Source organism: Azotobacter beijerinckii, assembly GCF_900110885.1.
Taxonomy (GTDB): domain Bacteria; phylum Pseudomonadota; class Gammaproteobacteria; order Pseudomonadales; family Pseudomonadaceae; genus Azotobacter; species Azotobacter beijerinckii.
Window position 1 is genome coordinate 1 of sequence record NZ_FOFJ01000050.1, and the last position, 26,480, is coordinate 26,480.

At 69.4% G+C, this 26,480-nt stretch carries 31 protein-coding genes; 10 read left to right on the top strand and 21 right to left on the bottom strand.

The window, feature by feature from the left end:
* The 3 genes from BMY22_RS17910 to BMY22_RS17920 all read right to left on the bottom strand — a co-directional run.
* Positions 1–970: OprD family outer membrane porin (locus tag BMY22_RS17910; RefSeq protein WP_090624313.1), on the bottom strand; the 970-nt coding region annotated here is incomplete at its 3' end.
* Positions 971–1,104: 134 nt separating this feature from the next.
* Positions 1,105–2,331: a 3-(3-hydroxy-phenyl)propionate transporter MhpT gene (mhpT, locus tag BMY22_RS17915; RefSeq protein ID WP_090624316.1), complete on the bottom strand. Its 1,227-nt coding sequence runs from the start codon at positions 2,329–2,331 to the stop codon at positions 1,105–1,107.
* A 606-nt stretch (positions 2,332–2,937) separates the two neighbouring features.
* Positions 2,938–3,726 carry a hydroxypyruvate isomerase family protein gene (locus tag BMY22_RS17920; protein ID WP_090624318.1) on the bottom strand — a complete coding sequence of 263 codons (789 nt, stop codon included), beginning with the start codon at positions 3,724–3,726 and terminating at the stop codon, positions 2,938–2,940.
* 126 nt (positions 3,727–3,852) lie between these two features.
* Between BMY22_RS17920 and BMY22_RS17925 the strand changes: the two genes are divergently transcribed.
* The 5 genes from BMY22_RS17925 to phnE all read left to right on the top strand — a co-directional run bounded on the left by BMY22_RS17925 (position 3,853) and on the right by phnE (position 7,670).
* On the top strand, positions 3,853–4,236 hold the full coding sequence (locus BMY22_RS17925; protein WP_090624320.1) for a diacylglycerol kinase: 384 nt from the start codon (positions 3,853–3,855) through the stop codon (positions 4,234–4,236).
* A gap of 191 nt (positions 4,237–4,427) precedes the next feature.
* Positions 4,428–5,279: a putative selenate ABC transporter substrate-binding protein gene (locus BMY22_RS17930; RefSeq protein ID WP_090624322.1), complete on the top strand. Its 852-nt coding sequence runs from the start codon at positions 4,428–4,430 to the stop codon at positions 5,277–5,279.
* Positions 5,276–6,082, top strand: coding sequence for a phosphonate ABC transporter ATP-binding protein (locus tag BMY22_RS17935; RefSeq protein ID WP_090624324.1), 807 nt, complete (start codon positions 5,276–5,278; stop codon positions 6,080–6,082). Before BMY22_RS17930 ends, BMY22_RS17935 begins: the two co-directional genes overlap by 4 nt.
* Positions 6,076–6,906, top strand: a complete 831-nt coding sequence (locus BMY22_RS17940) for a PhnE/PtxC family ABC transporter permease (RefSeq protein WP_090624326.1) — start codon at positions 6,076–6,078, stop codon at positions 6,904–6,906. The genes BMY22_RS17935 and BMY22_RS17940 overlap by 7 nt, the downstream gene beginning before the upstream one ends.
* Positions 6,903–7,670, top strand: coding sequence for a phosphonate ABC transporter, permease protein PhnE (gene phnE / locus BMY22_RS17945; protein ID WP_090624328.1), 768 nt, complete (start codon positions 6,903–6,905; stop codon positions 7,668–7,670). The genes BMY22_RS17940 and phnE overlap by 4 nt, the downstream gene beginning before the upstream one ends.
* Before the next feature lie 18 nt (positions 7,671–7,688).
* Here the strand turns inward: phnE and BMY22_RS17950 are convergent, their stop codons facing one another.
* The 11 genes from BMY22_RS17950 to BMY22_RS18005 all read right to left on the bottom strand — a co-directional run bounded on the left by BMY22_RS17950 (position 7,689) and on the right by BMY22_RS18005 (position 15,259).
* Positions 7,689–8,525, bottom strand: a complete 837-nt coding sequence (locus BMY22_RS17950) for a F0F1 ATP synthase subunit gamma (protein WP_090624329.1) — start codon at positions 8,523–8,525, stop codon at positions 7,689–7,691.
* Entirely contained in the window at positions 8,522–10,057 is a 1,536-nt protein-coding gene (locus tag BMY22_RS17955) for a F0F1 ATP synthase subunit alpha (RefSeq protein WP_090624331.1), read from the bottom strand. Before BMY22_RS17955 ends, BMY22_RS17950 begins: the two co-directional genes overlap by 4 nt.
* Positions 10,038–10,787, bottom strand: a complete 750-nt coding sequence (locus BMY22_RS17960; RefSeq protein WP_090624333.1) for a F0F1 ATP synthase subunit delta — start codon at positions 10,785–10,787, stop codon at positions 10,038–10,040. Before BMY22_RS17960 ends, BMY22_RS17955 begins: the two co-directional genes overlap by 20 nt.
* A gap of 10 nt (positions 10,788–10,797) precedes the next feature.
* The gene (locus BMY22_RS17965; RefSeq protein ID WP_090312305.1) at positions 10,798–11,046 is read right to left on the bottom strand and encodes a F0F1 ATP synthase subunit C; all 249 of its coding nucleotides are present in this window, start codon (positions 11,044–11,046) and stop codon (positions 10,798–10,800) included.
* Positions 11,047–11,050: 4 nt separating this feature from the next.
* Positions 11,051–11,740, bottom strand: coding sequence for a F0F1 ATP synthase subunit A (locus BMY22_RS17970; RefSeq protein ID WP_090624335.1), 690 nt, complete (start codon positions 11,738–11,740; stop codon positions 11,051–11,053).
* Complete coding sequence (locus BMY22_RS17975) at positions 11,737–12,015, bottom strand: N-ATPase subunit AtpR (RefSeq protein WP_090624337.1); 279 nt, start codon at positions 12,013–12,015, stop codon at positions 11,737–11,739. Before BMY22_RS17975 ends, BMY22_RS17970 begins: the two co-directional genes overlap by 4 nt.
* Entirely contained in the window at positions 12,012–12,296 is a 285-nt protein-coding gene (locus BMY22_RS17980) for an AtpZ/AtpI family protein (RefSeq protein WP_090624339.1), read from the bottom strand. The genes BMY22_RS17975 and BMY22_RS17980 overlap by 4 nt, the downstream gene beginning before the upstream one ends.
* Positions 12,296–12,733, bottom strand: coding sequence for a F0F1 ATP synthase subunit epsilon (locus BMY22_RS17985; protein WP_090624341.1), 438 nt, complete (start codon positions 12,731–12,733; stop codon positions 12,296–12,298). Before BMY22_RS17985 ends, BMY22_RS17980 begins: the two co-directional genes overlap by 1 nt.
* Positions 12,730–14,148, bottom strand: coding sequence for a F0F1 ATP synthase subunit beta (atpD, locus tag BMY22_RS17990; protein WP_279626375.1), 1,419 nt, complete (start codon positions 14,146–14,148; stop codon positions 12,730–12,732). The genes BMY22_RS17985 and atpD overlap by 4 nt, the downstream gene beginning before the upstream one ends.
* A 126-nt stretch (positions 14,149–14,274) precedes the next feature.
* Positions 14,275–14,595, bottom strand: coding sequence for a DUF2288 domain-containing protein (locus tag BMY22_RS17995; RefSeq protein WP_090624369.1), 321 nt, complete (start codon positions 14,593–14,595; stop codon positions 14,275–14,277).
* A gap of 301 nt (positions 14,596–14,896) precedes the next feature.
* A complete protein-coding gene (locus BMY22_RS18005; protein WP_090624347.1) occupies positions 14,897–15,259 on the bottom strand; it encodes a DUF5064 family protein in 363 nt (120 codons plus the stop codon).
* Positions 15,260–15,426: 167 nt separating this feature from the next.
* Here BMY22_RS18005 and BMY22_RS18010 point away from each other — a divergent pair, with 167 nt between their 5' ends.
* Positions 15,427–16,098 carry a COG3650 family protein gene (locus BMY22_RS18010; RefSeq protein WP_175559789.1) on the top strand — a complete coding sequence of 224 codons (672 nt, stop codon included), beginning with the start codon at positions 15,427–15,429 and terminating at the stop codon, positions 16,096–16,098.
* A 78-nt stretch (positions 16,099–16,176) separates the two neighbouring features.
* On the opposite strand, the gene BMY22_RS18015 is transcribed toward BMY22_RS18010, so the two are convergent.
* Positions 16,177–16,638, bottom strand: a complete 462-nt coding sequence (locus tag BMY22_RS18015; RefSeq protein WP_090624349.1) for an outer membrane lipoprotein — start codon at positions 16,636–16,638, stop codon at positions 16,177–16,179.
* 212 nt (positions 16,639–16,850) lie between these two features.
* Here BMY22_RS18015 and BMY22_RS18020 point away from each other — a divergent pair, with 212 nt between their 5' ends.
* Positions 16,851–17,087, top strand: a complete 237-nt coding sequence (locus BMY22_RS18020; RefSeq protein WP_090624351.1) for a hypothetical protein — start codon at positions 16,851–16,853, stop codon at positions 17,085–17,087.
* A gap of 111 nt (positions 17,088–17,198) precedes the next feature.
* Here the strand turns inward: BMY22_RS18020 and pdxH are convergent, their stop codons facing one another.
* The 5 genes from pdxH to dinG all read right to left on the bottom strand — a co-directional run bounded on the left by pdxH (position 17,199) and on the right by dinG (position 24,693).
* Positions 17,199–17,846, bottom strand: coding sequence for a pyridoxamine 5'-phosphate oxidase (pdxH, locus tag BMY22_RS18025; protein ID WP_090624353.1), 648 nt, complete (start codon positions 17,844–17,846; stop codon positions 17,199–17,201).
* A gap of 52 nt (positions 17,847–17,898) precedes the next feature.
* Positions 17,899–18,549, bottom strand: a complete 651-nt coding sequence (locus BMY22_RS18030; protein WP_090624355.1) for an OmpA family protein — start codon at positions 18,547–18,549, stop codon at positions 17,899–17,901.
* Between the two features lie 142 nt (positions 18,550–18,691).
* A complete protein-coding gene (locus BMY22_RS18035; RefSeq protein WP_090624357.1) occupies positions 18,692–19,843 on the bottom strand; it encodes a serine hydrolase domain-containing protein in 1,152 nt (383 codons plus the stop codon).
* Positions 19,844–19,933: 90 nt separating this feature from the next.
* Positions 19,934–22,345, bottom strand: coding sequence for a beta-agarase (locus tag BMY22_RS24475; protein WP_167363765.1), 2,412 nt, complete (start codon positions 22,343–22,345; stop codon positions 19,934–19,936).
* Positions 22,346–22,548: 203 nt separating this feature from the next.
* A complete protein-coding gene (gene dinG / locus BMY22_RS18045; RefSeq protein ID WP_090624359.1) occupies positions 22,549–24,693 on the bottom strand; it encodes an ATP-dependent DNA helicase DinG in 2,145 nt (714 codons plus the stop codon).
* 94 nt (positions 24,694–24,787) lie between these two features.
* Between dinG and BMY22_RS18050 the strand changes: the two genes are divergently transcribed.
* Positions 24,788–25,252: a CopD family protein gene (locus BMY22_RS18050; RefSeq protein ID WP_090624360.1), complete on the top strand. Its 465-nt coding sequence runs from the start codon at positions 24,788–24,790 to the stop codon at positions 25,250–25,252.
* A 19-nt stretch (positions 25,253–25,271) separates the two neighbouring features.
* Here BMY22_RS18050 and BMY22_RS18055 read toward each other — a convergent pair whose 3' ends face one another.
* Positions 25,272–25,535, bottom strand: a complete 264-nt coding sequence (locus tag BMY22_RS18055) for a DUF1145 domain-containing protein (protein ID WP_090624362.1) — start codon at positions 25,533–25,535, stop codon at positions 25,272–25,274.
* Positions 25,536–25,654: 119 nt separating this feature from the next.
* Between BMY22_RS18055 and BMY22_RS18060 the strand changes: the two genes are divergently transcribed.
* Positions 25,655–26,152 (top strand): DUF6231 family protein, encoded by a 498-nt coding sequence (locus tag BMY22_RS18060; protein WP_090624364.1) that lies wholly within the window; start codon positions 25,655–25,657, stop codon positions 26,150–26,152.
* 4 nt (positions 26,153–26,156) lie between these two features.
* A complete protein-coding gene (locus BMY22_RS25410; protein ID WP_090624366.1) occupies positions 26,157–26,240 on the top strand; it encodes an SEC-C metal-binding domain-containing protein in 84 nt (27 codons plus the stop codon).
* The last annotated feature ends 240 nt before the right edge of the window (positions 26,241–26,480 follow it).

The window sequence follows — 26,480 nt, forward strand, 5'->3', positions numbered from 1 at the left end:
CGTTGAGAAACTCCGAGCTGAGCGCGTACTCGGAGATCAGGTGCGGTTCCGAGCCGGCGATGTAGGGCATCGCCGAGTCGCCGCTGGACAGCGAGCCGCCCACCGTCAGCCGGTGCCCGCCCAGCTTGTAGCCGAAGTTCAGCCCGACGTACTGGTTGTCCACCGAGCCGGCCTTGCCCTCGCCCTCCTCGTCGCTGAGGAAGTAGCGGAAATCGGTCTTGAACTCGCCCGGACCGAGCTTGAACTGGTGGATCGCGCCCAGGTAGTTCTGCTGGTAGATCTCGTCCAGCCGGGCGTGGTAGTAGCTCAGGGTCAGACCGGAGATGCCGGTGTAGTCGCCGCCGAAGAAGAGGAACTGGTCGGACTCGGCGGTGCCGTCGAAGCGCCCGTTGGGCGCGGCGATGGCGATCTTCTGGTAGTCGGTGGAGTCGCGCTGGTTCATCCGGGTCAGGTAGCCGCCCTGGAAACTCAGGCCCGGGATGTCCTGGGAACGCAGGTGGCTGCCGCGGAAGGTCTGCCAGAGCAGCCGGGCCGGGCTGCTGATCAGGATCGGCAGGCGCGGCATCACGGTGCCGACGTTGAGTTCGCTCTTCGAGTAGCGGACCTTGCCGGTGATCCCCAGCTCGGAATACTCGCTCTCGGCCTTGCCGCTGCTGCGGTCGACCGGCAGCAGGCCGGTGCCGGCCCTATCGCGCGAGGAGTCGAGCTGGACGCCGAGCATGCCCTGCAGGTCGAGGCCGAAGCCCACCGGCCCTTCGGTGAAGCCCGACTTGAGGTTGAGGATGAAGCCCTGCGCCCATTCGCGGCGCGCCGAGATGCTGGACTCGCCCTTGTAGTCGCGGTCGAAGTAGAAGTTGCGCAGCATCAGGCTGCCCTGGCTGTCCTCGATGAAGCCGGCCGCCTGCGCCTGAATTCCCTGGGCGAGCAGCAGCACGGTCGCGCCTGCCGCGCCTCGTCGTGCGTTGAGCATGTCGATTACCTTTTTTTGTTCTTGTTGTCTGGCGCCGCCGCACGACCGAGGCTTGCCGTTCCGGGCAACGCGGCGGCATTCAAAGGGAAACAGCAGGATTGGCGGGCCCCGTTCCTCGCGGCCCGCCGTCCCACTCAGGCGGTCACGCCCTCGGTGCGGCGCTGGCCGAGCAGGTAGAACACCGCCGCCGCGGCCACCACGACGCCGGGCGCCGAAGCCAGCAGCAGGCCGGTCGCGCCGGTGCCCATCGCCAGCATCTGCCCGGCCACCAGCGGCCCGCTCATCGAACCCAGGCGGCCGACCGCCACGGCGGCGCCGACCCCGGTGGCACGCACTTCGGTGGGATAGAACAACGGCGCCAGCGCGTAGAGCACCAGCTGTCCGCCAACGGCGAAGAAGCCGGCGGCGAAACCGGCCAGCAGCATGCTGACGAACGCCGTGGACAGACCCAGTCCGGCGAGGGCGGCAAGAATCCCGGCATAGGTCAGCGCGACCAGCGCCAGCGGACGCCAGCGATCCAGCAGCAGCCCGAGCAGCAGCGAGCCGGTGGCACCGCCGATGTTGAAGAGAATCTGCACCATGCCGGCCTGGGGACGGCTGAAGCCCTGGCCGACCAGCAGCGACGGCAGCCAGTTGAGCAGCATGTAGACCACCATCAGGGTGAAGAAGTAGCTGATCCACAGCAGCAGGGTCGGCATGGCCGCCCCTTCCTGGAACAGCCCCTGCCGGAGCGATACGCGCGGCGCGGCGCTTGCGCCGCCCCTGGCGCTCTGCTGGGCGCGGAACGCCGCCGATTCGGACAGGCAGAGGATCAGCAGCGGCGCGACCAGCAGCGGCGCCACCCCGCCGACGTAGAACACCGCCTTCCAACCGCCGGCGAAGCCCGCCATGCCGACCAGCGCCGCCAGCGCCCCGCCCAGCGGCACGCCGCAGTACATCAGGCTCACCGCCGTGCCGCGGGAGCGCGCATCCGCCGCTTCCGAGGAGAGGGCGATCAGGTTGGGCAGCGCCGCGCCGAGGCCGACGCCGGTCATGAAGCGCGCCGCCAGCAGGCTATGGAGATCCCAGACCTGGGCGGTGGCGATGGAGAACAGGCCGAACAGCACCACCGCGCCGATCAGTACCCGCTTGCGGCCGACCCGGTCGGCCAGCCAGCCGCCGCCCAAGGCGCCGGGCAACAGGCCGAGGATACTGGCGCTGAACACCGCGCCCATCACCGTCGAGTTCAGGCCGAACTCGGCGGCCATGCCCGGCGCGGCAATCCCGGCGGACTGCAGATCCATGCCCTCGAGGAGCGCAACGACAAAACACAGGCCAACGGTCGTGTAAGTACGACGAGACTCTTTCCCTACCGTATTCATCGAAATACCACCTTTTACTGGATTCGGACAGGCGGTCGCTCGTCCCGGAGCATGCCGGCGCCTGGGCGCATCGAGGGGTGACGGCATCGACCACCGCTATCGCGAGGCGAATTCGTCGGGTTATGGCCTGGCTGTCGGTGAAGAGGGAGGCGTTGTCCGGGGCCGGGCAATACGGGGAAGGCAGGGAGAGGATGGCGCAGCGCACGGAAGGCGCTTGGCGCGTGGAGCCAGCTTCATCATGTTCGTTTCCTTTCTTATCAAATTGTTATTTAGGAAGCCAAATTAGTTAATTCAGTTAACAATAAGGCGATGGCATTTCAGCAAAGCGCTTTTTAGACGTCAACGGCCATGAAATTATAGGTATAAAGCGGCTAATAGTTAAAAGTCATAACAATATGATGCGGCAGGCGACAGGCACCGCCTCGCCATGGCGCAAGGGCGCGAATCAGGTGCTACCGAGGTAAACCGAGGCGGTTGCCACGGCCGACAGAAGCCGGGTCCAGCGACGAGACCCGGAATGGACCCTCGAGGCGCACAACGAGTACTCAGCCAAGCCCTTCCCGGGGTACCGGGCAGAGACGGTCATTGCCCCGGCGGGCTTGGAAATCAGCGATAGTCGCCGGCCCGCCAGCGCGGCAGCCAGGCCAGGCTGGCGGCGGTCGCCCCCGCCGGGCGGTACTCGGCGCCGAGCCAGCCCCGGTAGCCGCTCGCCTGCAAGGCGGCCAGCGCCGCGACGAAATCCACCCGGCCGCTGCCCGGCTCGCCGCGCCCCGGACAGTCGGCGAACTGCACATGGCCGATGCGCCCCGCCAGGCGCGCGACGCACGCGGGAATGTCCAGCCCCTGGCGGGCCATGTGGTAGAGATCCAGCTGCGCCAGGCAGTTGGGGTGGTCCACGCGGCGCAACAGCGCATCCAGCTGGTCGGCGCTGTTGATCAGAAAGCCCGGCATGTCCAGCGGGTTGATCGCCTCGCAGAGCACGGGAATCCCCAGCACCGCGAAGGCTTCGGCACTCTTCGCCAGGTTGGCCGCCAGGGTCGCCAGCGCCTGCTCCCGCGTCGTGCCCTCGGCCAGGCGGCCCGGCAGGATGTTGACGCACCCCGGCCGAACCAACGCGGCATAGCTCAGCGCCAGTTGCAGCGCGGCGTCGAACTCGGCCTGACGCTGCGGCACCGCCGCCAGTCCGGGGCCGCCCTGCAGGAGATCGGCGGCCGGCAGGTTGATCAACACCAGCGGCAGCCCGGCACGCTCCAGCTCCTCTTTCAGGCGGATGGCCGGGATGTCGTAGGGAAACTGGATTTCCACGCCGTCGAAGCCGGCCGCGGCGGCGGCGACGATGCGCTCGAGCAACGGTTTTTCGCTGAACAACAGGGAGAGATTGGCGGAGATCTGCATGTTTCTGCTCCTTCGATAAAGCCCCGGATTCTAGTGGAGTTACGCTTTTTTCACTCCATTTTGGTTACCATTGACCGCTTCATAACGGCCGCGGCGCGGCCTTCCACTCGCCAAGAGACGCCCCCCATGCCATCCGACCTGCTCGACAGCCAGGCCCTGAAGGGCCAGAGAGGACTCCGCCGGATTCTCAATGCCACCGGATACTCCTTCGCCGGACTCAAGGCCGCCTTCGTCGGCGAAGCGGCCTTCCGCCAGTTGGTGATGCTGAACCTGCTGCTGATCCCCGTCGCCTGCCTGCTCGACGTGAGCCGGGCCGAGCGCGCCCTGCTGATCGCCGTGGTGCTGCTGGCGCCGCTCGTCGAGCTGCTCAACTCGGCCATCGAGGCCACCGTCGACCGCATCTCGCTGGAGCTGCACCCCCTCTCCAAGCGGGCCAAAGACATGGGCAGCGCCGCCCAGATGCTCGCGCTGGTGCTGATCTCTGCGGTCTGGGCGACGATCCTGCTGTAACACTCCGGGGCACAGCCCCCCATAAGGCTCAGCGAGGAGCCTGGACATCCCCCGGCGGGTTTCACCCGCCCTACAAAGCTGATATGCCTGCCCGACTATCCTCAAAAACCACAACACAGCATGCGCCTGCACGCCGTGCGCTTCCTCTATAATCCGCCCGCCCTTTTTCCGCCATTGAACCGGAGAACCCCATGCTCAAGCGTACCCTGGCGCTCGCCGCCGGCTTTGCCCTGTCCCTCTCCAGCGCCCTCTCCCAGGCTGCCGAGGTGCTCAACGTCTCGGCGATTCCCGACGAGGCCCCCACCGAGCTGCTGCGCAAGTTCAAGCCGCTCGGCGCCTACCTGGAGAAAGAACTGGGCATGCCGGTGAAGTTCGTGCCGGTGGCCGACTACGCCGCAGTGGTCGAGGGACTGGCCGCCAATCGCGTGGACCTGGCCTGGCTGGGCGGTTTCACCTTCGTGCAGACCCGCCTGAAGACCGGCAACGCCATCCCGCTGGTGCAGCGCGAGCAGGACGAGAAGTTCACCAGCAAGTTCATCAGCGCCGACCCGACGGTGAAATCCTTGCAGGACCTCAAGGGCAAGACCTTCGCCTTCGGCTCGGTGTCCTCCACCTCCGGCAGCCTGATGCCGCGCTACTTCATGCTCAAGGACGGCATCAAGCCCGAGGAGTTCTTCAGCCGCGTGGCCTACTCCGGCGCCCACGACGCCACCGTCGCCTGGGTGCAGTCCGGCAAGGTCGACGCCGGCGTGCTCAACGCCTCGGTGTGGGACAAGCTGGTCGCGGCCGGCAAGGTCGACACCGACAAGGTCAAGGTGTTCGCCACCACCCCGACCTACTACGACTACAACTGGACGGTGCGCGGCACTCTCGATCCGGCGCTGACCGCGAAGATCAAGAAGGCCTTCCTCGCCCTCGACCCGGCCAAGCCGGAACACAAGGCGATCCTCGACCTGCAGGCGGCCAGCCGCTTCATCGAGACCAAACCGGAAAACTACCAGGGCATCGAGGAAGCGGCGCGCGCCGCCGGCCTGCTGAAGTGACCCTGGACCTGTCCGGCGTGGGCCTGACCCACGCCAACGGCCAGGTTGCGCTGCGCGATATCGACCTCAAGATCGCCCCCGGCGAACGGGTGGCGATCATCGGACCGTCCGGCGCCGGCAAGACCAGCCTGCTGCGCCTGCTCGCCACGGCGCTGCAACCCGCCGGCGGCCGCCTCGAAGTGCTCGGCGCCGATCCCTGGCGCCTCTCCGCCGCGGCCCGCCAGAAACTGCGGGCGCGCATCGGCCTGATCCATCAGACGCCGCCCCTGCCGCCCCGCCAGCGGGTGGTCACCACGGTGCTGGCCGGCCGGCTCGGCCAGTGGTCGCTGGGCAAGGGGCTGCTCAACCTGCTGCATCCGCTGGATAGCGCCGGGGCCGCCGCCGCCCTGGCGCGCCTGGATCTGACCGAGAAGCTGTTCGAGCACTGCGACCAGCTCTCCGGCGGCCAGCTGCAGCGGGTCGGCATCGCCCGCGTGCTCTATCAGGCGCCGGAGCTGATCCTCGCCGACGAGCCGGTTTCGGCCATGGACCCGGTGCTCGCCGGCCACACCCTGGGCGTGCTGAACGAGGAAGCCGCACGCCGCGGCATCGCCCTACTCGCCAGCCTGCATGCGGTGGATCTGGCGCTGGCGCACTTCCCGCGCATCCTCGGCGTACGCGAGGGGCGCCTGGTCTTCGACCGCCCGGCCCAGGCCCTCACCCAGGCCGAGCTGGACGCGCTCTACGCCAACGAACAGCTGCAATCCCGGCCGGCCTCGCCGCCGGCCACTACTCCCCACGTACTGCACATTCCCCGATGCTGAACCGCGCCGCTCCCCGCGATCCCGCCGCCCTGCCGCGTCTGGCGCTGAGCCTGCTGGCCGTGGCCTTGCTGTGGCCGGGGCTGTCGCTCAGCGAGCTGGACCTGGGCGTGCTGCTGCACGGCGACAGCGCCGCCACCATGGGCCATTTCGTCGCCGCCTTCTGGCCGCCGGAGCACGGCCGCGAGTTTCTCGAACTGCTCGGCCGGGCGACCCTGGAAACCCTGGCCATCGCCACGGCCGGCATGAGCCTGGCGCTGCTCGTCGCCCTGCCCGCCGCGCTGCTCGCCAGCCGCGCCCTGTCGCTTTCGGCGGTACACCGCGGCGGCCGCCCGGCCTGGTGGGGCGCCCTGCTGCGCTGGCCGGTGCGCGGCCTTTTGATCGTCCTGCGCAGCGTGCCGGAGATCGTCTGGGCGCTGCTCTTCGTCCGCGCCGTGGGCCTCGGCCCGAGCGCCGGGGTGCTGGCCATCGCCATCACCTACGCCGGCATGCTCGGCAAGGTCTACGCGGAGATCTTCGAGTCGGTCGACCCCCGCCCGGCGCGCGCCCTGCTCGGCAGCGGCAGTCCGCGGCTGGCCGCCTTTCTCTACGGCATCCTGCCCAACGCCGCGGCGGAGATGCTCTCCTACACGGTCTACCGCTGGGAGTGCGCGATCCGCGCCTCGGTGGTGATGGGCTTCGTCGGCGCCGGCGGGCTCGGCCAGCAGATCGACCTATCGATGCGCATGTTCGCCGGCGGCGAGGTGGCCAGCATGCTGCTGACCTTCCTCCTGCTGGTGCTGCTCGCCGATCAGCTCAGCCGCCTGCTGCGCGAGAGGTGGACATGAGACGCCTGGCCAACGTACTCCTGCCACTGGCACTGCTGGCGGCCGTCGCGGCCTCCTTCGGCTACCTGGAGATCGACCTGGGCGCACTGTTCGGCACGGACAGCCTGCGGCAGATGGGCGACTACGCCGGCAGCTTCCTGCACCCCGACCTCTCCCCCGCACACCTGCAGGCCATCGGCCGCGGCGCCCTGGAGACCCTGGCCATGTCGGCCGTCGGCACCCTGCTCGCCGCCGGCCTCGGCCTGCTGCTGGCGCTGCCTGCCGGCGGGCGCTGCGGGATGCTGGCGGGCGGCGCCGCGCGCCTGCTGCTCAACGCCCTGCGGGCGATCCCGGAACTGGTCTGGGCCGCGCTGATGGTGCTGGCCGCCGGTCTCGGCCCGAACGCCGGCACCCTGGCGCTGGCCCTGCACACCGCCGGGGTGCTCGGCCGGCTGTTCGCCGAGGCGCTGGAAAACACCCCAAGCGAGCCGGCCGAGGCCGTGCGCTTGGCCGGCGGCGGGCGGATCGCGGCCTTCTGCTACGGCACCCTGCCGGGCGTCTGGCCACAGCTGCTGGCCTACTCGCTGTACCGCTGGGAGAACAACATCCGCATGGCCAGCGTGCTGGGCTTCGTCGGCGCCGGCGGACTGGGGCAGATGCTCTACCTGAGCCTCAGCCTGTTCCAGCAGGCCCAGGCCTCCACGGTGATCCTCGCCATGCTGCTGCTGGTGCTGGGGGTCGATGCGCTGAGCGGCTGGAGCCGCCAGCGCTGGCTGTGGAGCTGAACCCACGCCGCCCGCCTCTCACAGGCGCGAAGCGGACAACTCGACGATCTCCTCGGTGATCTCGTCCTGGCGCACCCGGCGAAACTCGGCGAGCAGCTCGCTGCGCCGCTGCTCGACGTTGCCCTGCGCGGCGACCATCGCCTGCATGCGCGCCTCGTTCTCCGCGGCGAAGGAGAGCACCAGCGCCTCGCACAGCTCGGCATACAGGTACTCGTCCGCCAGGCCGATGATCAGCCGCTCCGGAGCCAGGGTGATGTGCGGCGCCTGCGGGCGACGGGAGACGGCAAAGCGGCCATAGTCGAACGGCAACAGCGGCCGCGCCAGCACACCGGGACGGCCCGGCTGGGCATGCACCAGGGTCACCCGGGTCGCCGCCCCCTCGCCGAGGCGAGCATACAGCGCCTCGGCGAGGCGCCCGGCCAGGGCCGGCACCTCGTCGAGGTGCACCGCCATCGGCGCCGTCCAGTCCGGCTGCAGGCCACGTTCCTGCGCGCCAAGCCCGCCGCGCTCGCCGAGCAGCCAGAGCTGCCCGGCCGAGCCGCTGCGACAGGCCAGCGCGGCATCCAGCACCCGCTCGTTGAAGCCGCCGACGAAGCCCTGCTCGGCACACAGCGCCAGCACCAGACCCTGGCCATGGCCGGCCTCGCCGGCCGCCGGGCGCTGCGGTTCGGGCAATAGCGCCAGCGCCTCGCCGATTGCCGTGCCGAGGGTCTCGGCGTAGGCGCGCACGCCATCGAGCTGCTGGCGGGCTTCCTGCACCCGGGCCGCGGCGATGCTGCGCATCGCGCCGACCACCACGCCGAGTTCGCGGGTGGTGGCCAGGTGCTGGCCGACTTCGGCCAAGCGCCCGCTCACGCCGCGCCCCCGGCCAGCTCGCGACACAGCGCGGCGACCTGCTCGGCCAGCACGCCCTGCGCGGTGGCGTCCAGCTCGCCGCCCTGCCGGGCCGCCTGCACCAGCGCGGCGGTGCGTGCATCCAGCCATGCCGGCAGGCGCGCACGCAGGCGGCCGATCAGCGTCGGCGGGTAGGCGTCGAGCACCCCGCCACCGAGCGCCGCCAACAGCGCCACCTGGTCGACCAAGCGCAGGGCGGCGAAGCGCGGCTGGGCGAGCAGCGCACGGCTGCGCTCGCCGCGGGCGATCTGCCCGCGCACCCGGCTGTCGCTGAGGCCGCCGAAGCGGGTGAACATCTCCAGCTCGAGAAATTGCGAGTACTCCAGGCGCAGTCGCCCGGCCACTTCGCGCAGCGCCTTGGGCTGGGCCTTGCCGCCGACCCGGCTGACCGACAGGCCGACGTCCACCGCCGGACGCTGGTTGGCCGCCGCCAGGTGGCTGTCGAGGAAGATCTGCCCGTCGGTGATCGAGATCAGGTTGGTGGGGATGTAAGCGGCCAGGTTGCCGGCTTCGGTCTGGGCGATCGGCAGGGCGGTCAGCGAGCCGCCGCCAAGCTCCGGGGCCAGCTTGGCGGCGCGCTCCAGCAGGCGCGCATGCAGGTAGAAGATGTCGCCGGGATAGGCCTCGCGGCCCGGCGGCGCGTGGGTCAGCAGGGCCAGCTCGCGGTGGGTGGCAGCGTGCTTGCTGAGGTCGTCGATCACCACCAGGGCGTGCTGGCCGCGGTCGCGGAAGTATTCGGCGATGCTGAAGCCGGCGAACGGCGCCGCCCACTGCAGCCCCGGCGACGCGGCGGCCGAGGCGACGACGAACACGCAGCGCTCGGCGGCGCCGTGGCGGCGCACCGCCTCGATGGCCTGCTGCACGGCGGCGACGCGCTGGCCGACGGCGACGTACACGCAGATCAGTTCGGAGTGTTTCTGGTTGATGATGGCGTCCAGCGCCAGCGAGGTCTTGCCGGTGGCGCGGTCGCCGATGATCAGCTCGCGCTGGCCGCGGCCGATGGCGAACAGCGCATCGACGATCAGCACGCCGGTTTCCACCGGCTCGCTGACCGCGGCGCGCTCGATGATCGCCGGCGCCTGCCGCTCGATCGGCAGGCGGGTCTCGGCCAGGATCGGTTCGTCGCGGTCCAACGGCCGTCCCAGCGGGTCGACCACCCGACCGAGCAGGCCGGGCCCGACCGGCACCTGCAGCACCTCGCCGGTGCCGTGCACCTCGCTGCCGGCGGCGATGGCCGCGCCCTCGTCGAGCAGCACCACGCCGATCAGGTCGCTGTCCAGGCTGAGGACGAAACCGAGGCTGCCGTCGGCGAAGCGCAGCAGCTCGTCGAGACGCACGCCGGGCAGCCCGCTGACCCGGGCGATGCCGTCGGCCACCTGCACCACCCGGCCGATCTCGCCGGCCTCGGCCTGCAGGGGCGTGCGGGCCAGCGCCGCGCGGCTGCGCGCCAGCCAGTCGGCGGCCGGGACGGCTTCAGGCGTCGGCGTGGTCATGGCGACTCAACTCCCGCTGCAGGCGCGCCAGATCGGCGCGGAAACTGTTGCGCACCACCGCGCTGGAGCCCTCCAACTCGAGCCCGGCGATCAGTCCCGGCTCGACCGCCACCGTCAACCGCAGCTCGCCGCCGAGGGAGCGGGCCAGGGCCTCGCGACAGCGCTGCAGCTCGTCCTCGGCGAGCGCCCGCGGCGCGCGCAGGGTCAGCGCCTCGCGGTCGTCGAGCAGGGTCTGGCGGGCGGCCGGGGCGAGTTGGTCGAGCCCCTCGACCAGGCCGCCGAGGAAGGCCTCCACCCGCAAGCTGTCCGGCACGCGCGCCAGGAGATGCGCGGCGATGTCCAGGGCCAGAGCGGTGGCCTGATCCTCGGCCAGCGCCTGGGCGCTGCGCCGCTGCGCCGCCAGCTCCGCCTCAGCCTGCTCGCGCTGCCGGTCGGCCTCGCGCCGAGCCTCGGCAAGCAGCTGTTCGCGACTGTGCGCCGCCTCCTGCTCGACCGCCGCGAGGGCCGCCTCGCGCTGGGCCGCCAGCTCGGCGTGCGCCTCGGCGGCGCGCTGCCGCTCGAGTTCGGCGGCGGCCCTGGCGGCGGCGGCCTCGTCGAGCAGGCGCCCGGCCTCCTGCTGGCGGGCAGCGGCGATCCGCACCACCGGCTTGAACAGGAAGCGCGACAGCAGCCAGACGAGGACGACGACGTTGATCGTCTGCAGGCCGAGGGTCCACCAGTCCAGAGTCATGGGCGCGGACTCAGTGCACGAAGGGATTGGCGAACAGCAGCAGCACCGCGACCACCAGGCAGTAGATGGCCATGGTCTCGATCATCGCCAGGCCGACGAACAGGGTGCGCGACAGGCTGCCGGCGGCTTCCGGCTGGCGGGCGATGGCGTCCATCGCCGCGGCCACCGCGCGGCCCTCGGCCAGCGCCGGGCCGATGGCGCCGAAGCTGACCGCAACGGCCGCGGCGATGATGCTGACGATCTGGATCAGGTTGTCCATGCGACTACTCCTTGCTTGCGGATGGCGGACCGACGTGGCCCTGTACGGCGGCGCCGATGAAGACCATCGCCAGCACGCTGAAGATATAGGCCTGGATCGCCCCGGTGAGCAGGTCCAGAGCCATGAAGGGGATCGGCACCAGCAGGCCGGCCAGCGACAGGGCGATGCCGAGGACAAACACCCCGCTCATGATGTTGCCGAACAGGCGCACGAGCAGCGAGAAGGTGCGGGTCAGTTGTTCGACGATGTTCAGCGGGATCATCACCCAGCTCGGCTCGGCAAAGGTGCGCAGGTAGCCGCGCAGTCCCTGGCCGGCGATGCCGTAGCCGATGCTGGCGACCAGCACGATCAGCGCCAGGGCGGCGTCGGTCTCCAGGTTGGCGGTGGGGGGCTCGAGGCCCGGGACCAGCTCCGACCAGTTGGCGGCCAGGATGAACAGGAACAAGGTGCCGAGCAAAGCGCGGTAGGGCTCCGGCGCCACCTGCATGGTGGCGCGGATCTGCTCGTCGAGGGTGGCCACCAGCAGCTCCAGCAGGCTCTGCCCCCTGGACGGGCGCAAGCTCAGGCGGCGGGTCAGCAGCCAGCTGCCGCCGCCGAGCACCAGCAGCAGCAGCCAGGTCGCCGCCACCGCCTTGCTGATCGGCACCGGGCCGAGTTGAAAGAGGATCGCGCTGGTCAGCGGCGACGAGGTCATGGCCGCTCCCTGCGCAGCACCCGCTGGCGTGCCAGGAGCAGCCCTGCAGCGCCGGCCAGCAGCGCTGCCAGACCCACGCGGATCAGCGCGGCCAGCACCGCCACGCTCAGGCCCACCCGCAGCAGCTGCAGGGCCAGGGCGGGCAGCACCCGGCCGGCGCAGAACAGGCGCAGGTTCAGTGCCAGGGAGGCGAAGTGCAGCGCGCCGACCAGCAGGCCGACCAACAGGCCAGCGCCGAGCTGCGCGGCCAGGGGAAGCAACGGCCAGCCCGTCATTGACGGTGCATCCAGCGCCAGGCCGACCACAGGCCGAGGGCGGCGCCGAGGAACAGCAGCGCGGCGGCGAACATCACCCCGGTGCCGAACAGGCGGTCCAGCCAGCGGCCGATGAACAGGCCGATCAGCAGCGGCACCACGATAGCCCAGCCGAGCACGCCGATCTGACCGAGGCGCCGGCCCAGCGACGGCTCCGGGTCCTTGCGCGCCTGCTCCTCGCGGCGCAGCGCGCGACGCGCGGCGTCGTCCATGCGCCGATCGGTCTCCTCGTCCGGCTTCATCACGGCTCTCCCTCGGTATGGAACGGCGTCTCACCCTCGGCCCGCAGGTAACGCACCAGCTGGCGCACCGCGCGGGTGTGCAGGCGCAGGTGCTCGACCCGCGCCTGGCGCGCGCTGTCGCGCTGCGCCTCGCGGGTCTGCCGGACGCGGGCCTCGAGTTCCTCGAGATGCTCGCCGACGATGCCCTCGCGGCAGGCCACCCGCAACTCGCGGCCGCTCAGGCTGAGCACGCCGCCGCGCACCGCGCAGAAGCCCGGCTCGCCGCCGGCGCGGCGCCAGCGCAGCACGCTGGGCAGCAGCACGGTGAGGTAGTCGACGTGGCCGGGCAGCAGGCCGAAGCAGCCGCTGTCGTCCTCGCCACGCAGGGACACCACGTCGGCGCAGTCGACCAAGACCCGCTGCGGCGTGGCGATCAGCAGGTGCAGGGGCGTGCTCATGACTTGGCCTCGCCCTGGCGCGTCGCCTGTTCCTTGGCCCGCGCCTCGTCGAGGGTGCCGACCATGTACAGCGAGCGCTCCTGCCAGTCGTCGCACTCGCCGGCGAGGATCGCCCGGCAGCCGGCCAGGGTGTCGGCCAGCGCCACCGAGCGGCCGGGAATGCCGGTGAAGGCCTCGGTCACCGCGAACGGCTGGGTCAAAAAGCGCTGCAGGCGCCGCGCGCGGCCGACGATGCGCCGGTCCTCGATGCCCAGCTCCTCGATGCCGAGCAGGGCGATCACGTCCTGCAGGCTGCGGTAGTGTTCGATCACCCGGCGCACCTCGGTGGCCACCGCGACGTGCTCCTCTCCCACGACCAGCGGGTCGAGCAGCAGCGAGGAGGAGGCGATCAGGTCGACCGCCGGATACATGCCCTGCGCCGCCATCGAGCGGGACAGCACCACCATGCTGTCGACGTGGGCGGCCAGCGCGGTCACTGCCGGATCGGTGAAGTCGTCGGCGGGCACGTAGACCGCCTCGATGGCGGTCACCGCCACGCCCGCCACCGAGACGATGCGCTCCTGAAGCGCCGCCACCTCGTCGGCCAGGGTCGGCTGATAGCCGACCCGCGACGGCAGGCGGCCGAGCAGGCCGGACACCTCGGCACCGGCCTGGACGAAGCGGAACACGTTGTCCATCAGCAGCAGCACGTTCTGCCGACGCTCGTCGCGGAAGTATTCGGCGATGGTCAGCGCGGTGAGCGGCACCCGCCAGCGCGCGCCGGGCGGCTCGTTCATCTGTCCGTAGACCAGCACGCTGTGCTCGAGCACCCCGGATTCACGCATGTCGAGCAGCATCTCGTGGCCCTCGCGGGAGCGCTCGCCGACCCCGGCGAATACCGAAATGCCCCGGTAGCGCTCGACCATGGCATGGATCAGCTCCATCACCAGCACCGTCTTGCCGACCCCGGCGCCGCCGAACATCGCCGCCTTGCCGCCCTGCACCAGGGGCGTGAGCAGGTCGATGGCCTTGATCCCGGTGGCGAACAGCTCGCGGGTCGGGTCCTGCGCCGAGAGTGGCGGCGGCGCCCGGTGGATCGGCCGGCGCGGCACATCGTCCGGCAGCGGGGCGCCCTTGTCGCCGATGGCACCACTGACGTCGAGCAGACGGCCGAGCACGGCCTCGCCTACGGGCACCCTGAGCGGTCCGCCCAAGGTATGCGCCGATACGCCGCGCGACAGACCCGAGGTGGCCGACAGGGCGATGGCGCGCACCCGCTGCGGATCGAGGTGGGCCTGCACCTCGGCCAGCAGTGGCTTGCCCTCCTCGCGCAGGATCGCCAGGGCGTCGCCGATGGCCGGCAGGGCTGCCGGGAAGCTCACGTCGATCACCGCGCCGCGCACGGCGCTGACACTGCCTTCGAGATTCGCTGCCACCGCCCCTTCCTTCGTCCTAGAAGCATGCTTCCTCGTTTTCATAGTGGACAAGCGCCCATCCTCACCGCAAGGACGGATTTGTCGCAGCGCCTGGCTCGCCCGAAGCCGGCGGCGCTCCCAACCCGCTCAGCGGTGCAGACCCGGCGCCTCGCCACGCTCTTGCACCAGCACCCAGGGCGCCACCACCACCGCCCAGAGCGGCGGGCAGCGGGCGAGCAGGTCCTCGGCGCGGGTCTCCTCCAGCTTGACCAGTTGGCCGCCGGTCAGCCAAGCAGCCACGCGGGCCTGATCGTCCTCGGCGACGGCCAGCGCCACCGCCACCAGATCCACTTCGCCAGCCACCCAAAGCAGCGCGCCGCGGGCGAAGAACGGCTGCAGTTCTTCCCAGCCGATCCGGGCAGTTTCGCCGAGCAGTTTGGCGTAGAGGGGATTGGTCGTGTCTGTCATGGAAAACTCACCGATCGGGAGGAGCGCCATCATAGCGGCGCAGCATGGCCAGGCAAGTCGGGTCGACAAGATTCCCAGGTGACGAAACGCCCCGTCGGGCAGTTGCGCGAGGACGAGGTGACGGCCTTTCTGGTTAAGCGGAACGCCAACCAGGCGTTGAGACCGGCCGACTGCGACTACGTGCTGGAAAACGGGCGGATCGCCATGGAGGGCAACACCGGGCAAGACCCAGGCATGTTAGGGCCTACCTGGGCGGCCGAGCCGCCCCGGCGGACCGCGGCGGCCATCGGGAGGGCAGACGCTAAAGACCGGGGAGATGGTTGAGGTCGATCGGATCGCCCGGCTTCAGTCCCAGCTTGTCGCGGATGTCCTTGAACATCGCGTCGAACTCATCATGCGCGCGCAGGACCGGCCCGAGGCGCGGATAGCCGCCATTGCGCACGACGACCTGGGTCAGCGTATTCATGAAGTCGAACGCCATGTCGCGGTGCAACTCGCACTCCTCGGCGAAGGACTTGCCGTCGATCTCGCCCTCCATGCGCATATGCAGCATCTGTCCCTCCTTGGGATCTTCGCGCACGTCGTAGTAGACGTCGCAGATGAACTTCTGCTGGTTGAACTCGTCCGGCAGCAGCTCGCGATGCACGTGACCGGGTGTGAACATGGAAGCCTCCTTTACAGAGTGGAAAACCGAACATCGGAGCCCCGACAGGACTCCGCCTGCGCTCAGTGTAGACAGCGCGCGAGCGCTCGCCGCCCCAGCGGATCGCCGGCAGGCTTGTGATCGGCAGGACCTCTGGGTAACGTGGGCGCCCCTTCAGGAGACCGCCGATGCGCCGCGCCCGCACCCTCTTGTACTGCCTTCTGCCGCTGTTCGGCGGCTGCCAGCTGTTCGCCGGGAAGGACCTTCCTCCCCGGGTCGAGCAGGTCCGCCTGCAGGGCGAGCTGAGCGTGCGTGACGGCGAGCTGCTGCTGCGTCCGTGCGACGAGCAGCGCCGCTTCGCTCTGGTCGATGCCGGCAATATCGACCTGGCCGAGGAGGTCCGAGGGCTGCAGGGCGGCAGCAGTGATCCGCTGTTCGCCGACCTGCGCGGCGTTCTCGGCTCCAGCAAGAAAACCGGCGTCGACGGGCGCTTCGAGTCGAACCGGCTCTATCGCCTGGAACTCGGCGGGCGCAGCTGCAGGGACCCGGACTTTCGCCAGATGATCTTCCGCGCGGCGGGCAACGAGCCGTCCTGGAGCGTCAGCGTCGGCGCCAAGGGGCTGCTGCTGCAGCGTCCCGGCCAGCCGCCGCTGGCTCTGCCCTATCTGGAGGAACAACTGCCTGGCGGCGCCCTGAACCTGACCAGCGAGGCCAACGGCCAGCATCTGGAACTCTGGGTGGCGCCGCAGCGCTGCGTCGACGCCACGAGCGGCGCGATCCGCCACCTGAGCGCCGAACTGCGCCTCGATGGCCAGGTACAACGCGGCTGTGCCTATTTAGGCGGTGGCCGCGAGGACTGAAAGGCCCGGACGGGAATCGAGCGGTACGGTTTCGCCCGCCGGCTCCCGAAAGAAGGCGACCATCCGGTCGCAAGATCCTCAGTGGGAAACGCGGCTGGTTCCGTTGACGGTCAGGATGCGCACCCGCTCGCCGACCCGGAAGACTTCGTTCGGCTCCACGGCCTGCACATAGGCACGCATGCTGCCGTCGTCCTCGCGCACGGTGATCTCCACGCCCTGGGTGCGGGTGAGGCCTTCCTCCGCGGCGGCACCGAGCAGGCCGCCGGTCACCGCGCCGATCACCGCCGCCACGGCACTGCCACGACCGCTGCCCACGCCGCTGCCGGCCACGCCGCCGACGATGCTACCGGCACCGGCACCGATGGCCGTCTTGGTGCCCTCGATACGTACCGGGCGCAACGTCACGATGCTGCCCATGCGCACGGTCTGGACGGTGCGCGCCTCCGCTCGCGAATAGGTGTCGCCGGTCTGGCTGGAGGCGCAGCCCCCCAAGGCCAGCGTCACGGCGGTTAGCGAGGCGATCAACAGAACGGGCTTCATTACCTTCACTCCGGATAAGTCATTGCAATCATTTAAACCCCACCCACCCCGCTTGTCACGGCGCCTTCGTGCCACCAGCCGATGGCCGGAGCGGGACTCGCCCCGCAAGTCCCGGCGGCAGCACGGCGCGGCCGCACGTCACGAACGGCTGATCCCCTGCTCTTTCCGCCGGCGAGCGGATCGGCTAGGGTGTGCCGCCGCAGAGGATCGTCATGGACTATTTCATCATCTTCATCACCACCGTGACCGGCCTGTACTTCCACGGGTGGCTGTATGTGCGCATCAAGCGCTGGATGGACCGCGACCTGGCCCTGTCCCTTGCCGGACAGGACGAAGCCAGGCGCGCCTACATGCTGGAGCGCCTCGCCGAAGCCCGGACCCTAGGCGTCAGGCGCCGCGATCTGGCGCAGTGGCTCGAGCGAGCGGCGGCGGAATATAGCGTGCCTTGAGAAAGCCTGCCTAGTCGCGAGGGAACAAGCTCCAGGCGGAAAGAGACTCCAGCGACAGAGAAGTAGCGCCGCCGGCGGCCAAGCACGAACCCAACAGGCTTGGCGCCGGGCTTAGGGGGCCAGGCGCTCGCGAATCCAGCCGCTCTTCTCCAGGCGGTAGTTGAGCCGATCGTGCAGACGGCTGGCGCGCCCCTGCCAGAACTCGATGCGCTCGGGCAGCAGGCGGTAGCCGCCCCAATGTCCGGGACAGTGGAGCGACTGGTCGAGGAAGCGCTTTTCGGTCAGCGCCAGCAGTTCTTCCAGTTCGGCGCGGTCGCGGATCACCTGGCTCTGCGGCGAAGCCCAGGCCCCCAGACGGCTGCCCAGCGGGCGCACCTGGAAATAGGCGTCGGACTCCTGCGGCGTCACCCGCTCCACCTGTCCCTCGATACGCACCTGACGCTCCAGGGTGGGCCAGAAGAACGTCATGGCGGCGAACGGCCGCGCCTTCATTTGCTGGCCCTTGGCGCTGTCGTAGTTGCTGAAGAAGGTGAAGCCCCGCTCGTCCAGTCCCTTCAGCAACAGAACCCGGCAATGCGGCCGTCCGCTGGCGTCCACGGTGGCCAGACTCATGGCATTGGGCTCGACCGGCAACTGCTCGGTCTTCATCGCCTCGGCGAACCACTGGTGGAACAGGGAAAAAGGTTCGAGCGGGGCGTCGGCCTCGCAAAGGCCGGTGCGAGTGTAGTCGCGGCGCATGTCGGCCAGTGTCTGGGGCATGGCGGGTTCCTTCGGATGGATTGGGATCGACCAAAGTTTAACCAGACCACCATCACTTCGCTTGACCTGAGGCAACCACCCGTACCCCTGGCACACCGTACTGGGCCAGTACGGCAGGCAGACTGCCGCGGGCGGCCAGGAACATTTCCACGCGGCGATTGCGGGAGCGCCCGTCCTTGCTGTCATTGCTGGCCCGCGGAGCGCCGTCGCCCATGCCCTTGTACATCAGACGGTCTTGGTGCAGGCCGCTCAGGCGGAAGATCGACGCCATCGACTGTGCCCGCTCCTGGCTCAGCTTGAGGGTCAGCGCGGGCGATCCGCTGTTGTCGCCGTGTCCCAGCAGCAGCACGGCGACCTCGCGGTCCGGCGCCACCAGCTTGGCCACCCGGCTGAGCGGCCCCAGGGTCGACGCCAGCATCATGCTCGGGCGATCCGGGTTGAAGGAGCTGTCCACCGGGGCCGTCACGACCAGCAGGTCGCCGCGGCGCTCCACCTCGAACCGACTGCCCTTGACGGCCTCGCGCACACCCGCCTCGTGCTTCGCTGTCGAGGCCCGGCTCGCCCCGGACTCGAACTTGGCCGCCGGTGCGCCGGCCCCGGACTTGGCCGCCTGGGCGGCAGGACGCTCCGGCTTGCCGGGGGAGCTGCAGGCGACGATGGCCAGGCAAAGGATCAGGGTGCTGCTTTTTATGAGAAGTTTCATCGACAAATCCCGTCGTTGGGAAGTGATAGGGACGATGAGGCGTCACGAGCAGCGTGACTCGGGCAAGCCCCAAGGTTCGCATTGAGTCTGGCCGCAAGCTCATCGCAGGCAAGGCATTGCAATGGCGGGCAGACCAGCGGTGTCAGCCCAGGCACTCTCCCGCCAGGCGCGCCAGTTTCTGCGCCCGCGGGTCCATCAAGACATAGGGTCCCAGACTGTTGGTGACGAAGCCGAAGGCCAGCTCGCGCTCGGGATCGGCGAAACCGCAGGAGCCGCCGGCGCCCGGATGCCCGAAGGCCTTGGCGCCGAGGCCGAAGGTAGCATTGGCCAGTGCCGGCTGGTCGAGCATGCAACCGAGGCCGAAACGGGTCTGGGTGAGCAGGGTGCGGTCTTCGCCGCAACCGTGCTCGCGGGTCATTTCGTTGAGCAGCTCGGCCGGCAGCAGGCGGCCGTCGAGCAGCCCGGCATAGAAGCCTGCCAGGGAGCGCGCGTTGCCGTGGCCGTTCGCCGCCGGCTGATGCATGCGCCGCCACTCGGGCTTGTTGCTGCTGTTCAGGACCGACGGAGGGTTGGTGAAGGCACGGGTGGTCAGGGCCTCCGGCTCGCTCAGGGTAACCTTGAGCAGGCGCTGGGCGGCGGCGTCGCCGAGGTTACCCTTGGCCCGCCCGATATGGGCGACCCGGTGGAACTCGGCGTCGTCCAGCCCGACATGGAAATCCAGGCCGAGCGGCCGGGCGATGCGTGCTGCGATCGAGTCGCCGGGCTCGCGGCCGTCGGCACGCCGCAGCAGCTCGCCGACCAGCCAGCCGAAGGTGATCGGCGCATAGCCGTGGCTCTTGTCGTGCAGGTCCCACCAGGGGGCCTCGGCGGCCAGCGCCCCGGTCATGGTTTGCCAGTCGTAGAGCGCTTCCGCCGCCAGCGGCGCACGGATCGCCGGCAAGCCTGCCTGGTGGCAGAGCAGCTGGCGCAGGGTGATGCGATCCTTGCCGGCGGCGGCGAACTCGGGCCACAGCCGGGCCACCGGGGCGTCGAGGTCCAGCTTGCCCTCCTCCACCAGTTGCAGGACGGCGACGGCGGCAAAGGGCTTGGTGCAGGAAAACAGGTTGGCGATGGTGTCGCTCTGCCAGGCCTCGCTGCCGTCCCGGTCGGCGACACCGGCCCAGAGATCCACCACGGTTTCCCCGCCGACCTGGATGCAGAGCGCCGCGCCACGGGTCTGGGCGTCCTCGAACAACGCGGCGAATGCGTCCTTCAGTGCCTCGAACTTGAGATCGAAATAGCCTTGAACCTGCACCTTGTCTCTCCTAGCAGCCCAACCGGTCGTCATTCTCCCAGCCGCAGCGGGGTCTTGTGAACTCCAGCACAAAGCCCTTGCCGGACGCAATCACTGCGTCTTGGCGGGCGCTCCGGGCTGAGCTGCGCTTTCCGCCGCCGGCTTCCCTGCAGCAGTCGCAGCAGCCGATTCGAAGGTTTTCCCCACCTGCAGGTTGGCCTTGCGCACCGCCTCGACGAAGCCGGCGAACGGCCGGTCGGTGACGCCGATCAGGCCGATGTGGCCATTCTCGCCGTCCAGCAGACGCCCGGTCACCGGCTGGTCGAGGTACTGGAACCAGTGCGTGCCGACGATCGACGGCTCGGCCAGGGCCCGCTCGAGGAAGTGGGCATAGGCCGGCCCCCGCTCCTCCTCCTTGTACACCTCGGCCATGCCGCCCCAGAACGGACCGCGATCCCGCGAACCGAAATGGAACTCGCTGATCAGCACCGGCTTGTCCAGCGCGCGCAGGGCCTCGAAGTCATAGCCATGCTGGGGTTCGCGGGTATAGAAGTTGAAACTCAGTACGTCACAATACTTGGCACAAGCGGCGACCGCTTCGGGGGTGGAGATCGCGAAACGACCGCCGAGCAGCAGATGGTCGGGAGCGTGCCATTTCAGCGACTCGGCGATGGTCTTGAAATAGGTCTCCGCGAAGAGCTGCTGGAAGCGCTGCAGATCCTCCTCGACGGCCGGATGCTCGGGGCTCGGCAGGGGCGCCTCGAAACCCGGGTCCTCCATCAGCTCCCAGGCCGGCAGCTCGATGCCCCAGGCGGCGGAAAGGCCCTGCTGGTTGCGGTAGCGGTCGCGCAGCAGCTTGAGGAAGGCGCGCTTGGCCGGTACGTCGGTGGTCTGCCGCAAGGTGCCGTAGGCCAGGGCGTAGCGGGACTTCGGGTCCGTGCCCGGAGCGGCCCAGCTGAGTTCGTTGTCAACGAAATAGCCGACTACCCAGGGATCGCTCCGGTGATCGCGCGTGGCGATGGCGATGGCGCGCTCGGCGGCCATGGCGAAGCGTGGGTCGAAGGGATCGGGCATGCCGCCCCACCAGTCGTGGCCGGTGGAGATAGTGGCATAGTCGCCACGGACCAGCAGCGGGATCGTGTAGGGCACCCGCTGTATCGCCCCCAGGGCGAGATCGCTCCAGTTACCGAGGGTATTGAAGCCCCAGGCCTGCAGACGGTCCAAGGTGTGCTCGCGCCAACGCTGGGCGTCGAAGAACTGAGCGACACACGGCGGCGCGGCGGCCGGCGGCGCGGCGGCCGGCTGCTCGGCGACCGGCGCGGCAGCCCGGGCGGTCGCCGGAGCCGCCGGAGTCGCGGGCGCTTCCGCGGCGGGAGCCGCTGGCGGCGCGGGCTCCGGCTCGGCAGCGGCCGGCACCTCGACCGGCTTGCAGGTCTGGCCGTAGGTTCGATAGAGGTTCGCCCGATAGAAGTCGTACCAGCGCCCCTGGGCAAACTTCCGCCCCTCGTTGGCACCGGTGGCCTGGCGGCTGTCGCCGGCCCCATAGAAGGCGCCCAGCGGCTCGTCCTTGCCGGGCAGGGCGAGGAACATTCCCTCGCGCCCCTCGGTGTAGGTGCGGTTGTTGCCGGAGGAAATGGTGTTCACGCCCAGGGAGAAGAACGGATGGCCTTCCGGCGTCACCAGATACCAGCGGCCCTCGTGCTTGGCCACATGGAAAAAGCCCGTGGCCTCCAGCTGCGGCCCCTTCGACCAGCCGCCGAAGCGATCCTGCTGGGGCCGCTCGGCCAGCCAGCGGCCGAGCTGCGCCCGCTCCTGTTCGGCAGCCGCCTTCAACTGCTTGTCGCTGGCGACCTTTTCCGGCCAGTCGCCCCGGCTGTACTGCCCGTAGGCATCGACGATACCGCGGTAGGCTGCCGGCTCGAGGTCATCGCGTACGCCGAAGCGGCCGAGCAGGATGCTCTGCTGCACGTCCGGCTTCTCCAGGGAAATACTCACCGCCTGCACCTGGCGGGGATCGATCTCCCCTTCCAGGGTGGTCGCCACGAGCAGGCGCTGGTTCTCATGGGTCCAGGGCATCGGCGGACCGGCGCGCATTCCCTGCGCCGCGGGCGAAACCGCGTGCAGCGGCAGCACCAGAGTCTGCGCCGGACCGGCCGGCAGCGCGACGAGCGCCTTCAGGACCTTGCCGTCGGCGCTCTCGATGCCCACCTGCAGGGTCAGCGCCCAGTCCATGGCGTTCTGGATGCGCAGGCTGACCGCTCCGGCGCCGGACCAGTCCCAACTGCCCTGCTTCGGCGTCAGACGCAGGCTCGGTCCCTCCTGAGGATTGAAGGTAACCCGCCGAAGCAGCTCCCCCCCGGTCACGCTCTCCGCGGTCAGCACAGGCAGGTAGGCGCCCTCGCCCTTGACCTGCACCACATCGGTGGGACGCACGAAGTTGAACAGCACCTGCTCGTTGGCCGCCTGTGCAGACATGGGCACCAGGCAGCAGGCGAACAGCAGAGAAACCAGGGGACGAATCATCGAGCTCGCTCTCCAGCGGGACGGGAGGTGGACAACCGGAATCGGCATGAGCCAGCCGCCCCTGCAATGGCTGAAGCGAAGGCAGCGGCTCTGGTCTGGAGCCTATTTCACCATAGTCCGCAGCCATCCGCTGCGCAGATGCACGTTCGTAACAGATTTTCCGACGCACTCCACACCCCTGCGGCGCGGCTCGCTCCGGCCGCCTAGTCGATCTCCCGACGAAACGGCGGCAGCGCATCGAGGATCGCCTTGCCATAGCGCTGGGTCACCACCCGGCGATCGAGCAGGGTGATGGTACCGCGGTCCTCTTCGGTGCGCAGCAGGCGCCCGCAGGCCTGGACCAGGCGCAGCGCGGCGTCCGGCACGGCGATCTCCATGAACGGATTGCCACCGCGCGCCTCAATCCACTCAGCCAGCGCCGCCTCCACCGGATCGTCGGGCACAGCGAAGGGAATCTTGGCGATCACCACGTGCTCGCAGTAGGCGCCGGGCAGGTCGACGCCCTCGGCGAAGCTGGCCAGGCCGAACAGCACGCTGGGCTCGCCGTCGTCGACCCGCGCCTTGTGCCGGTTCAGGGTTTCCTGCTTGGAGAGGTTGCCCTGGATCAGCACGCGCCGGCGCCAGTCGCGCTCGAGGCCGTCGAAGACGTCCTGCATCTGCTTGCGCGAGGAGAACAGCACCAGGGTCCCGCGCGCGCCCGCCACCAGCTGCGGCAACTCGCGGACGATGGCCGCGGTGTGCGCGGCGGCGTCGCGCGGGTCGGCCCGGAGGTCAGGCACCCGCAGCAGGCCCGCCTCGGCATGGGCGAAGGGGCTGGGCACCACCGCGGTGACCGTGCCCTTCGGCAGGCCGGCGCGCAGGCGGAAACGCTCGAAGCTGTTCAGCGCGGTCAGGGTGGCGGAGGTCACCAGGGCGCCATGGGCGACGTTCCACAGGTTACGACGCAGGGTTTCGGCAGCGAGGATCGGACTGGCATCGACCTCGATGTCGTGCAGCGCACCGCTCTCGGCCAGGGTCAACCAGCGCGCCATCGGCGGGCTGTCCTCCGGGTCTTCCGCGGTGAAGGCCATCCACAGCTGCCAGTTGCCCTCGGCCCGCGCCAGCAGGCTGCCGAACAGCGGGTACCACTCCTCCGCCTGGTGGCTGGCCAGGCCCATGCCGGGCTCGCCGTCCATGGCCTCCTTGAGCAGTTCGGTGAGGCGGGTGAAAAGCTCCACCAGCCTGGAAAACCCTTTCTTCAGCTCCAGGCCCTGTTCGCGCAGGTGCTCCGGCACCACCCCGCCAACGAAGCGATGGCGCGGCCTCTCGCGGCCGTCCATGTCTTCGCCGGCGCGAAAGTCGGCGAGCTGCTCGCAGGCGGCGAACATGAACTGCTGCTGGGTGCGCAGCTCGCGGGCCAGCTCCGGCACACCCTCGATCAGCCGGCCCAGCTCGCCGGGCAACGGCTGCTGGGCGAGTAGCCGGGTCAGGTTCTTCTCCACCTGCCCCAGCCAGTCGGCGGTGGAGCGCAGGCGGGTGAAGTGGGCGAAGTGGCCGATGGCCTTGTCTGGCAGGTGGTGGCCCTCGTCGAACACGTAGAGGGTTTCGCGCGGATCGGGCAGCACGGCACCGCCGCCCAGGGCGAGGTCGGCGAGCACCATGTCGTGGTTGGTGACGATCACGTCGACCTTGGTCATGCCCTCGCGCGCCCGGTAGAAGGCGCATTGCTGGAAGTTCGGGCAGTGCCGGCCGGTGCACTGGCTGTGGTCGGTGGTCAGCCGCGACCAGGTGTCGTCCTCGACGGCCTGCGGCCAAGCGTCGCGGTCGCCGTCCCAGCGGTTGCCGGCGAGCTTCTCGATCATCTGGGTGAACAGCTTCTGGCTGGCCTCGTCGACATCGATGCGAAAGCCCTCCTCCTCGAACAACTGAGCGGTGGCGCTCTGCGCCTGCCCTTCCTGCAGCAGCAGGTCGAGCCGGGACAGGCACAGGTAGCGGCCGCGCCCCTTGGCCAGGGCGAAGCTGAAGCTCAGCCCGCTGTTGCGCATCAGGTCGGGCAGATCCTTATTGACGATCTGCTCCTGCAGGGCGACGGTTGCGGTAGCGATCACCAGGCGCTTGCCGGCGGCCTTCGCCACGGGAATCGCCGCCAGGCTGTAGGCCACGGTCTTGCCGGTGCCGGTCCCGGCCTCCACCGCAACCACTGCCGGCTCGCCCGCGCGCCGGCCCTCCCCGTCGGTTTCGATGGCCCCCAGGACCCGGGCCACCTCGGCGATCATCAAGCGCTGGCCGTAGCGTGGCTTGAGCCCCTTGGCTTCGAGAAAGCGGGAGTAGGCACCCTGGATCTGTGACTTGAGTTCGGCGCTGAGCATTCCGCTTCCCGAATCGAAACTGGACAAATTTTCAGTATGCAAATGGGCGGCTATGATAGCGCGGGTTTCGCCGACCACCACCGGAGACTGCCGAATGACACCCTATTCCCTTGCCTATACCCTGCATGTGCTGCCCGCCCTGATCTGGGTCGGCGGCATGTTCTTCGCCTGGATGATCCTGCGCCCCGCCGCGGTCAGCGAGTTGGATGCCCCAGCCCGGCTGAAGCTCTGGCCGGAGGTGTTCCGCCGCTTCTTCCAGTGGGTCTGGGTCGCGGTGGTGCTGCTGCCGATCAGCGGCATCGGCCTGCTGCACATGCGCTTCGCCGGCGTCGAGACGGCGCCCGCCTACGTACACGTCATGATGGGGCTGTACCTGGTCATGCTCGCCCTCTTCCTGCGCGTGCAACTGCTGCAACTGCCTCAGTTGCGCCGGGCCGTGGAGGTTCGCGACTGGACGGCCGGCGGCGCGGCGCTGGGGCGGATTCGCCGGCTGGTGGGGTTCAACCTGCTGATCGGCCTGGCGCTGGTAGCCATCGCCGCCGCACGGCCGGTGTTCTGATAATCCCGGCCGCCCGGAATCAGGCCTGGCCATCCTCCGGCGGAGCGTACAGATGCAGGATGCCGAACAGCAGCACCTGCAGACGGCTCTTCCAGCACGGCGGGGCGGTCCGGGAGCCGCGCCCGGACAACATCAGCGCGAGCAGGTGGGCAAATAGCAGCAGCCCGCCGCAAAGCGGCAGCAGCAGGTCGAAGGGCTTGTTCAAGGGCTGCAGTAGACTGCCGGCAAGCGCCAGCCACAGCGTCAGGATCAGAGCTTTTCCCAGGGTCAACAACCGTTTCATCTCGCTCCCATCATGCGATCTTGGTCCAGGCGAAGCATCCGTCTGACGGCACTGCCCGACGGAATACTTATTGCCTCCATATCCATACAGTCAGCTGCACTCCCGATCGAGGATCTTCGATGATCGACAGCTTTTCTTCCCGCACGCCGCAGCAGGCCCTCGCCGCCCTGCTCGAACGTCATGCCCCCGACCGGCTGCTGCTGGTCGGTGCCGGCGACCTGCCCGCCCTCGTGGCCTTCCGCAGCACGCATCCCGAGGCCCGGGTGACTCACTGCCCGGCCGGACCGCTGCCGCCCGAGGTCGCCGCCCAGCGCTACGAGCTGGCCGTGCTGGTCGACTGCCTGGAACACCTGCCCAAGCGCACCGGCCTGGAGCTGCTCGGCGGCATCCGCAACCTGAATGCCAGTCGCCTCGCCGTACTGGTCGACCTGGCCGCATGCGGCTGGCAGGATACCGACTTCTTCGCCCTGGCGCTGCAGGCCAACGAGCGTTTCCGACGCGACGAACAGATCCTCACCCTGTTCACCTACGACCTCTACGACTACAAGCAGGTACCGGACTGGCTGAACGCCAAGTTCTGGGCCAACCCGGAACTCTTCGGCAAATACTGGTGGTGAACGGATGACGACCCATCCCGCACAAGCCCACAACCTGGGCTGTCCCTGTGGCAGCGGCCGCCGGCTCGACGAATGCTGCGGCCGCTAAGTACCTGAACGTAAATTTTCCCGCATACTAAGCACCTCGCCCCAGCAGCGCCAGGATCCGCCCTTGTGAAGTTCGTATCGCCCCTCTCTGACACTGACCTCCAGGCCTTGATGGAGGCCTACGTCCATGCCGAGAAACCAGCCTTGCGCCGTCGTGCCCATGCCATCGTGCTCAGCCACAAGCGCTACAGCATCAACCAGATCAGCGACATTCTGGCGGTCACGCGCGAGACCGTATCGC

Coding starts and splice junctions, on each gene's coding strand:
- BMY22_RS18050 (WP_090624360.1), top strand. CDS start 24,788: ATGACACCCTATTCCCTTGCCTATACCCTGCATGTGCTGCCCGCCCTG.
- BMY22_RS25410 (WP_090624366.1), top strand. CDS start 26,157: ATGACGACCCATCCCGCACAAGCCCACAACCTGGGCTGTCCCTGTGGC.
- BMY22_RS17975 (WP_090624337.1), bottom strand. CDS start 12,015: ATGACGGGCTGGCCGTTGCTTCCCCTGGCCGCGCAGCTCGGCGCTGGC.
- BMY22_RS18005 (WP_090624347.1), bottom strand. CDS start 15,259: ATGTTCACACCCGGTCACGTGCATCGCGAGCTGCTGCCGGACGAGTTC.
- phnE (WP_090624328.1), top strand. CDS start 6,903: ATGAGACGCCTGGCCAACGTACTCCTGCCACTGGCACTGCTGGCGGCC.
- BMY22_RS17970 (WP_090624335.1), bottom strand. CDS start 11,740: ATGACCTCGTCGCCGCTGACCAGCGCGATCCTCTTTCAACTCGGCCCG.
- BMY22_RS17925 (WP_090624320.1), top strand. CDS start 3,853: ATGCCATCCGACCTGCTCGACAGCCAGGCCCTGAAGGGCCAGAGAGGA.
- BMY22_RS17940 (WP_090624326.1), top strand. CDS start 6,076: ATGCTGAACCGCGCCGCTCCCCGCGATCCCGCCGCCCTGCCGCGTCTG.
- BMY22_RS17920 (WP_090624318.1), bottom strand. CDS start 3,726: ATGCAGATCTCCGCCAATCTCTCCCTGTTGTTCAGCGAAAAACCGTTG.
- mhpT (WP_090624316.1), bottom strand. CDS start 2,331: ATGAATACGGTAGGGAAAGAGTCTCGTCGTACTTACACGACCGTTGGC.
- BMY22_RS17985 (WP_090624341.1), bottom strand. CDS start 12,733: ATGAGCACGCCCCTGCACCTGCTGATCGCCACGCCGCAGCGGGTCTTG.
- BMY22_RS17930 (WP_090624322.1), top strand. CDS start 4,428: ATGCTCAAGCGTACCCTGGCGCTCGCCGCCGGCTTTGCCCTGTCCCTC.
- BMY22_RS18015 (WP_090624349.1), bottom strand. CDS start 16,638: ATGAAGCCCGTTCTGTTGATCGCCTCGCTAACCGCCGTGACGCTGGCC.
- BMY22_RS18020 (WP_090624351.1), top strand. CDS start 16,851: ATGGACTATTTCATCATCTTCATCACCACCGTGACCGGCCTGTACTTC.
- BMY22_RS17955 (WP_090624331.1), bottom strand. CDS start 10,057: ATGACCACGCCGACGCCTGAAGCCGTCCCGGCCGCCGACTGGCTGGCG.
- BMY22_RS17995 (WP_090624369.1), bottom strand. CDS start 14,595: ATGACAGACACGACCAATCCCCTCTACGCCAAACTGCTCGGCGAAACT.
- BMY22_RS24475 (WP_167363765.1), bottom strand. CDS start 22,345: ATGATTCGTCCCCTGGTTTCTCTGCTGTTCGCCTGCTGCCTGGTGCCC.
- BMY22_RS17965 (WP_090312305.1), bottom strand. CDS start 11,046: ATGGACAACCTGATCCAGATCGTCAGCATCATCGCCGCGGCCGTTGCG.
- BMY22_RS18060 (WP_090624364.1), top strand. CDS start 25,655: ATGATCGACAGCTTTTCTTCCCGCACGCCGCAGCAGGCCCTCGCCGCC.
- pdxH (WP_090624353.1), bottom strand. CDS start 17,846: ATGCCCCAGACACTGGCCGACATGCGCCGCGACTACACTCGCACCGGC.
- BMY22_RS18055 (WP_090624362.1), bottom strand. CDS start 25,535: ATGAAACGGTTGTTGACCCTGGGAAAAGCTCTGATCCTGACGCTGTGG.
- BMY22_RS17980 (WP_090624339.1), bottom strand. CDS start 12,296: ATGAAGCCGGACGAGGAGACCGATCGGCGCATGGACGACGCCGCGCGT.
- BMY22_RS18010 (WP_175559789.1), top strand. CDS start 15,427: ATGCGCCGCGCCCGCACCCTCTTGTACTGCCTTCTGCCGCTGTTCGGC.
- BMY22_RS17960 (WP_090624333.1), bottom strand. CDS start 10,787: ATGACTCTGGACTGGTGGACCCTCGGCCTGCAGACGATCAACGTCGTC.
- BMY22_RS18030 (WP_090624355.1), bottom strand. CDS start 18,549: ATGAAACTTCTCATAAAAAGCAGCACCCTGATCCTTTGCCTGGCCATC.
- dinG (WP_090624359.1), bottom strand. CDS start 24,693: ATGCTCAGCGCCGAACTCAAGTCACAGATCCAGGGTGCCTACTCCCGC.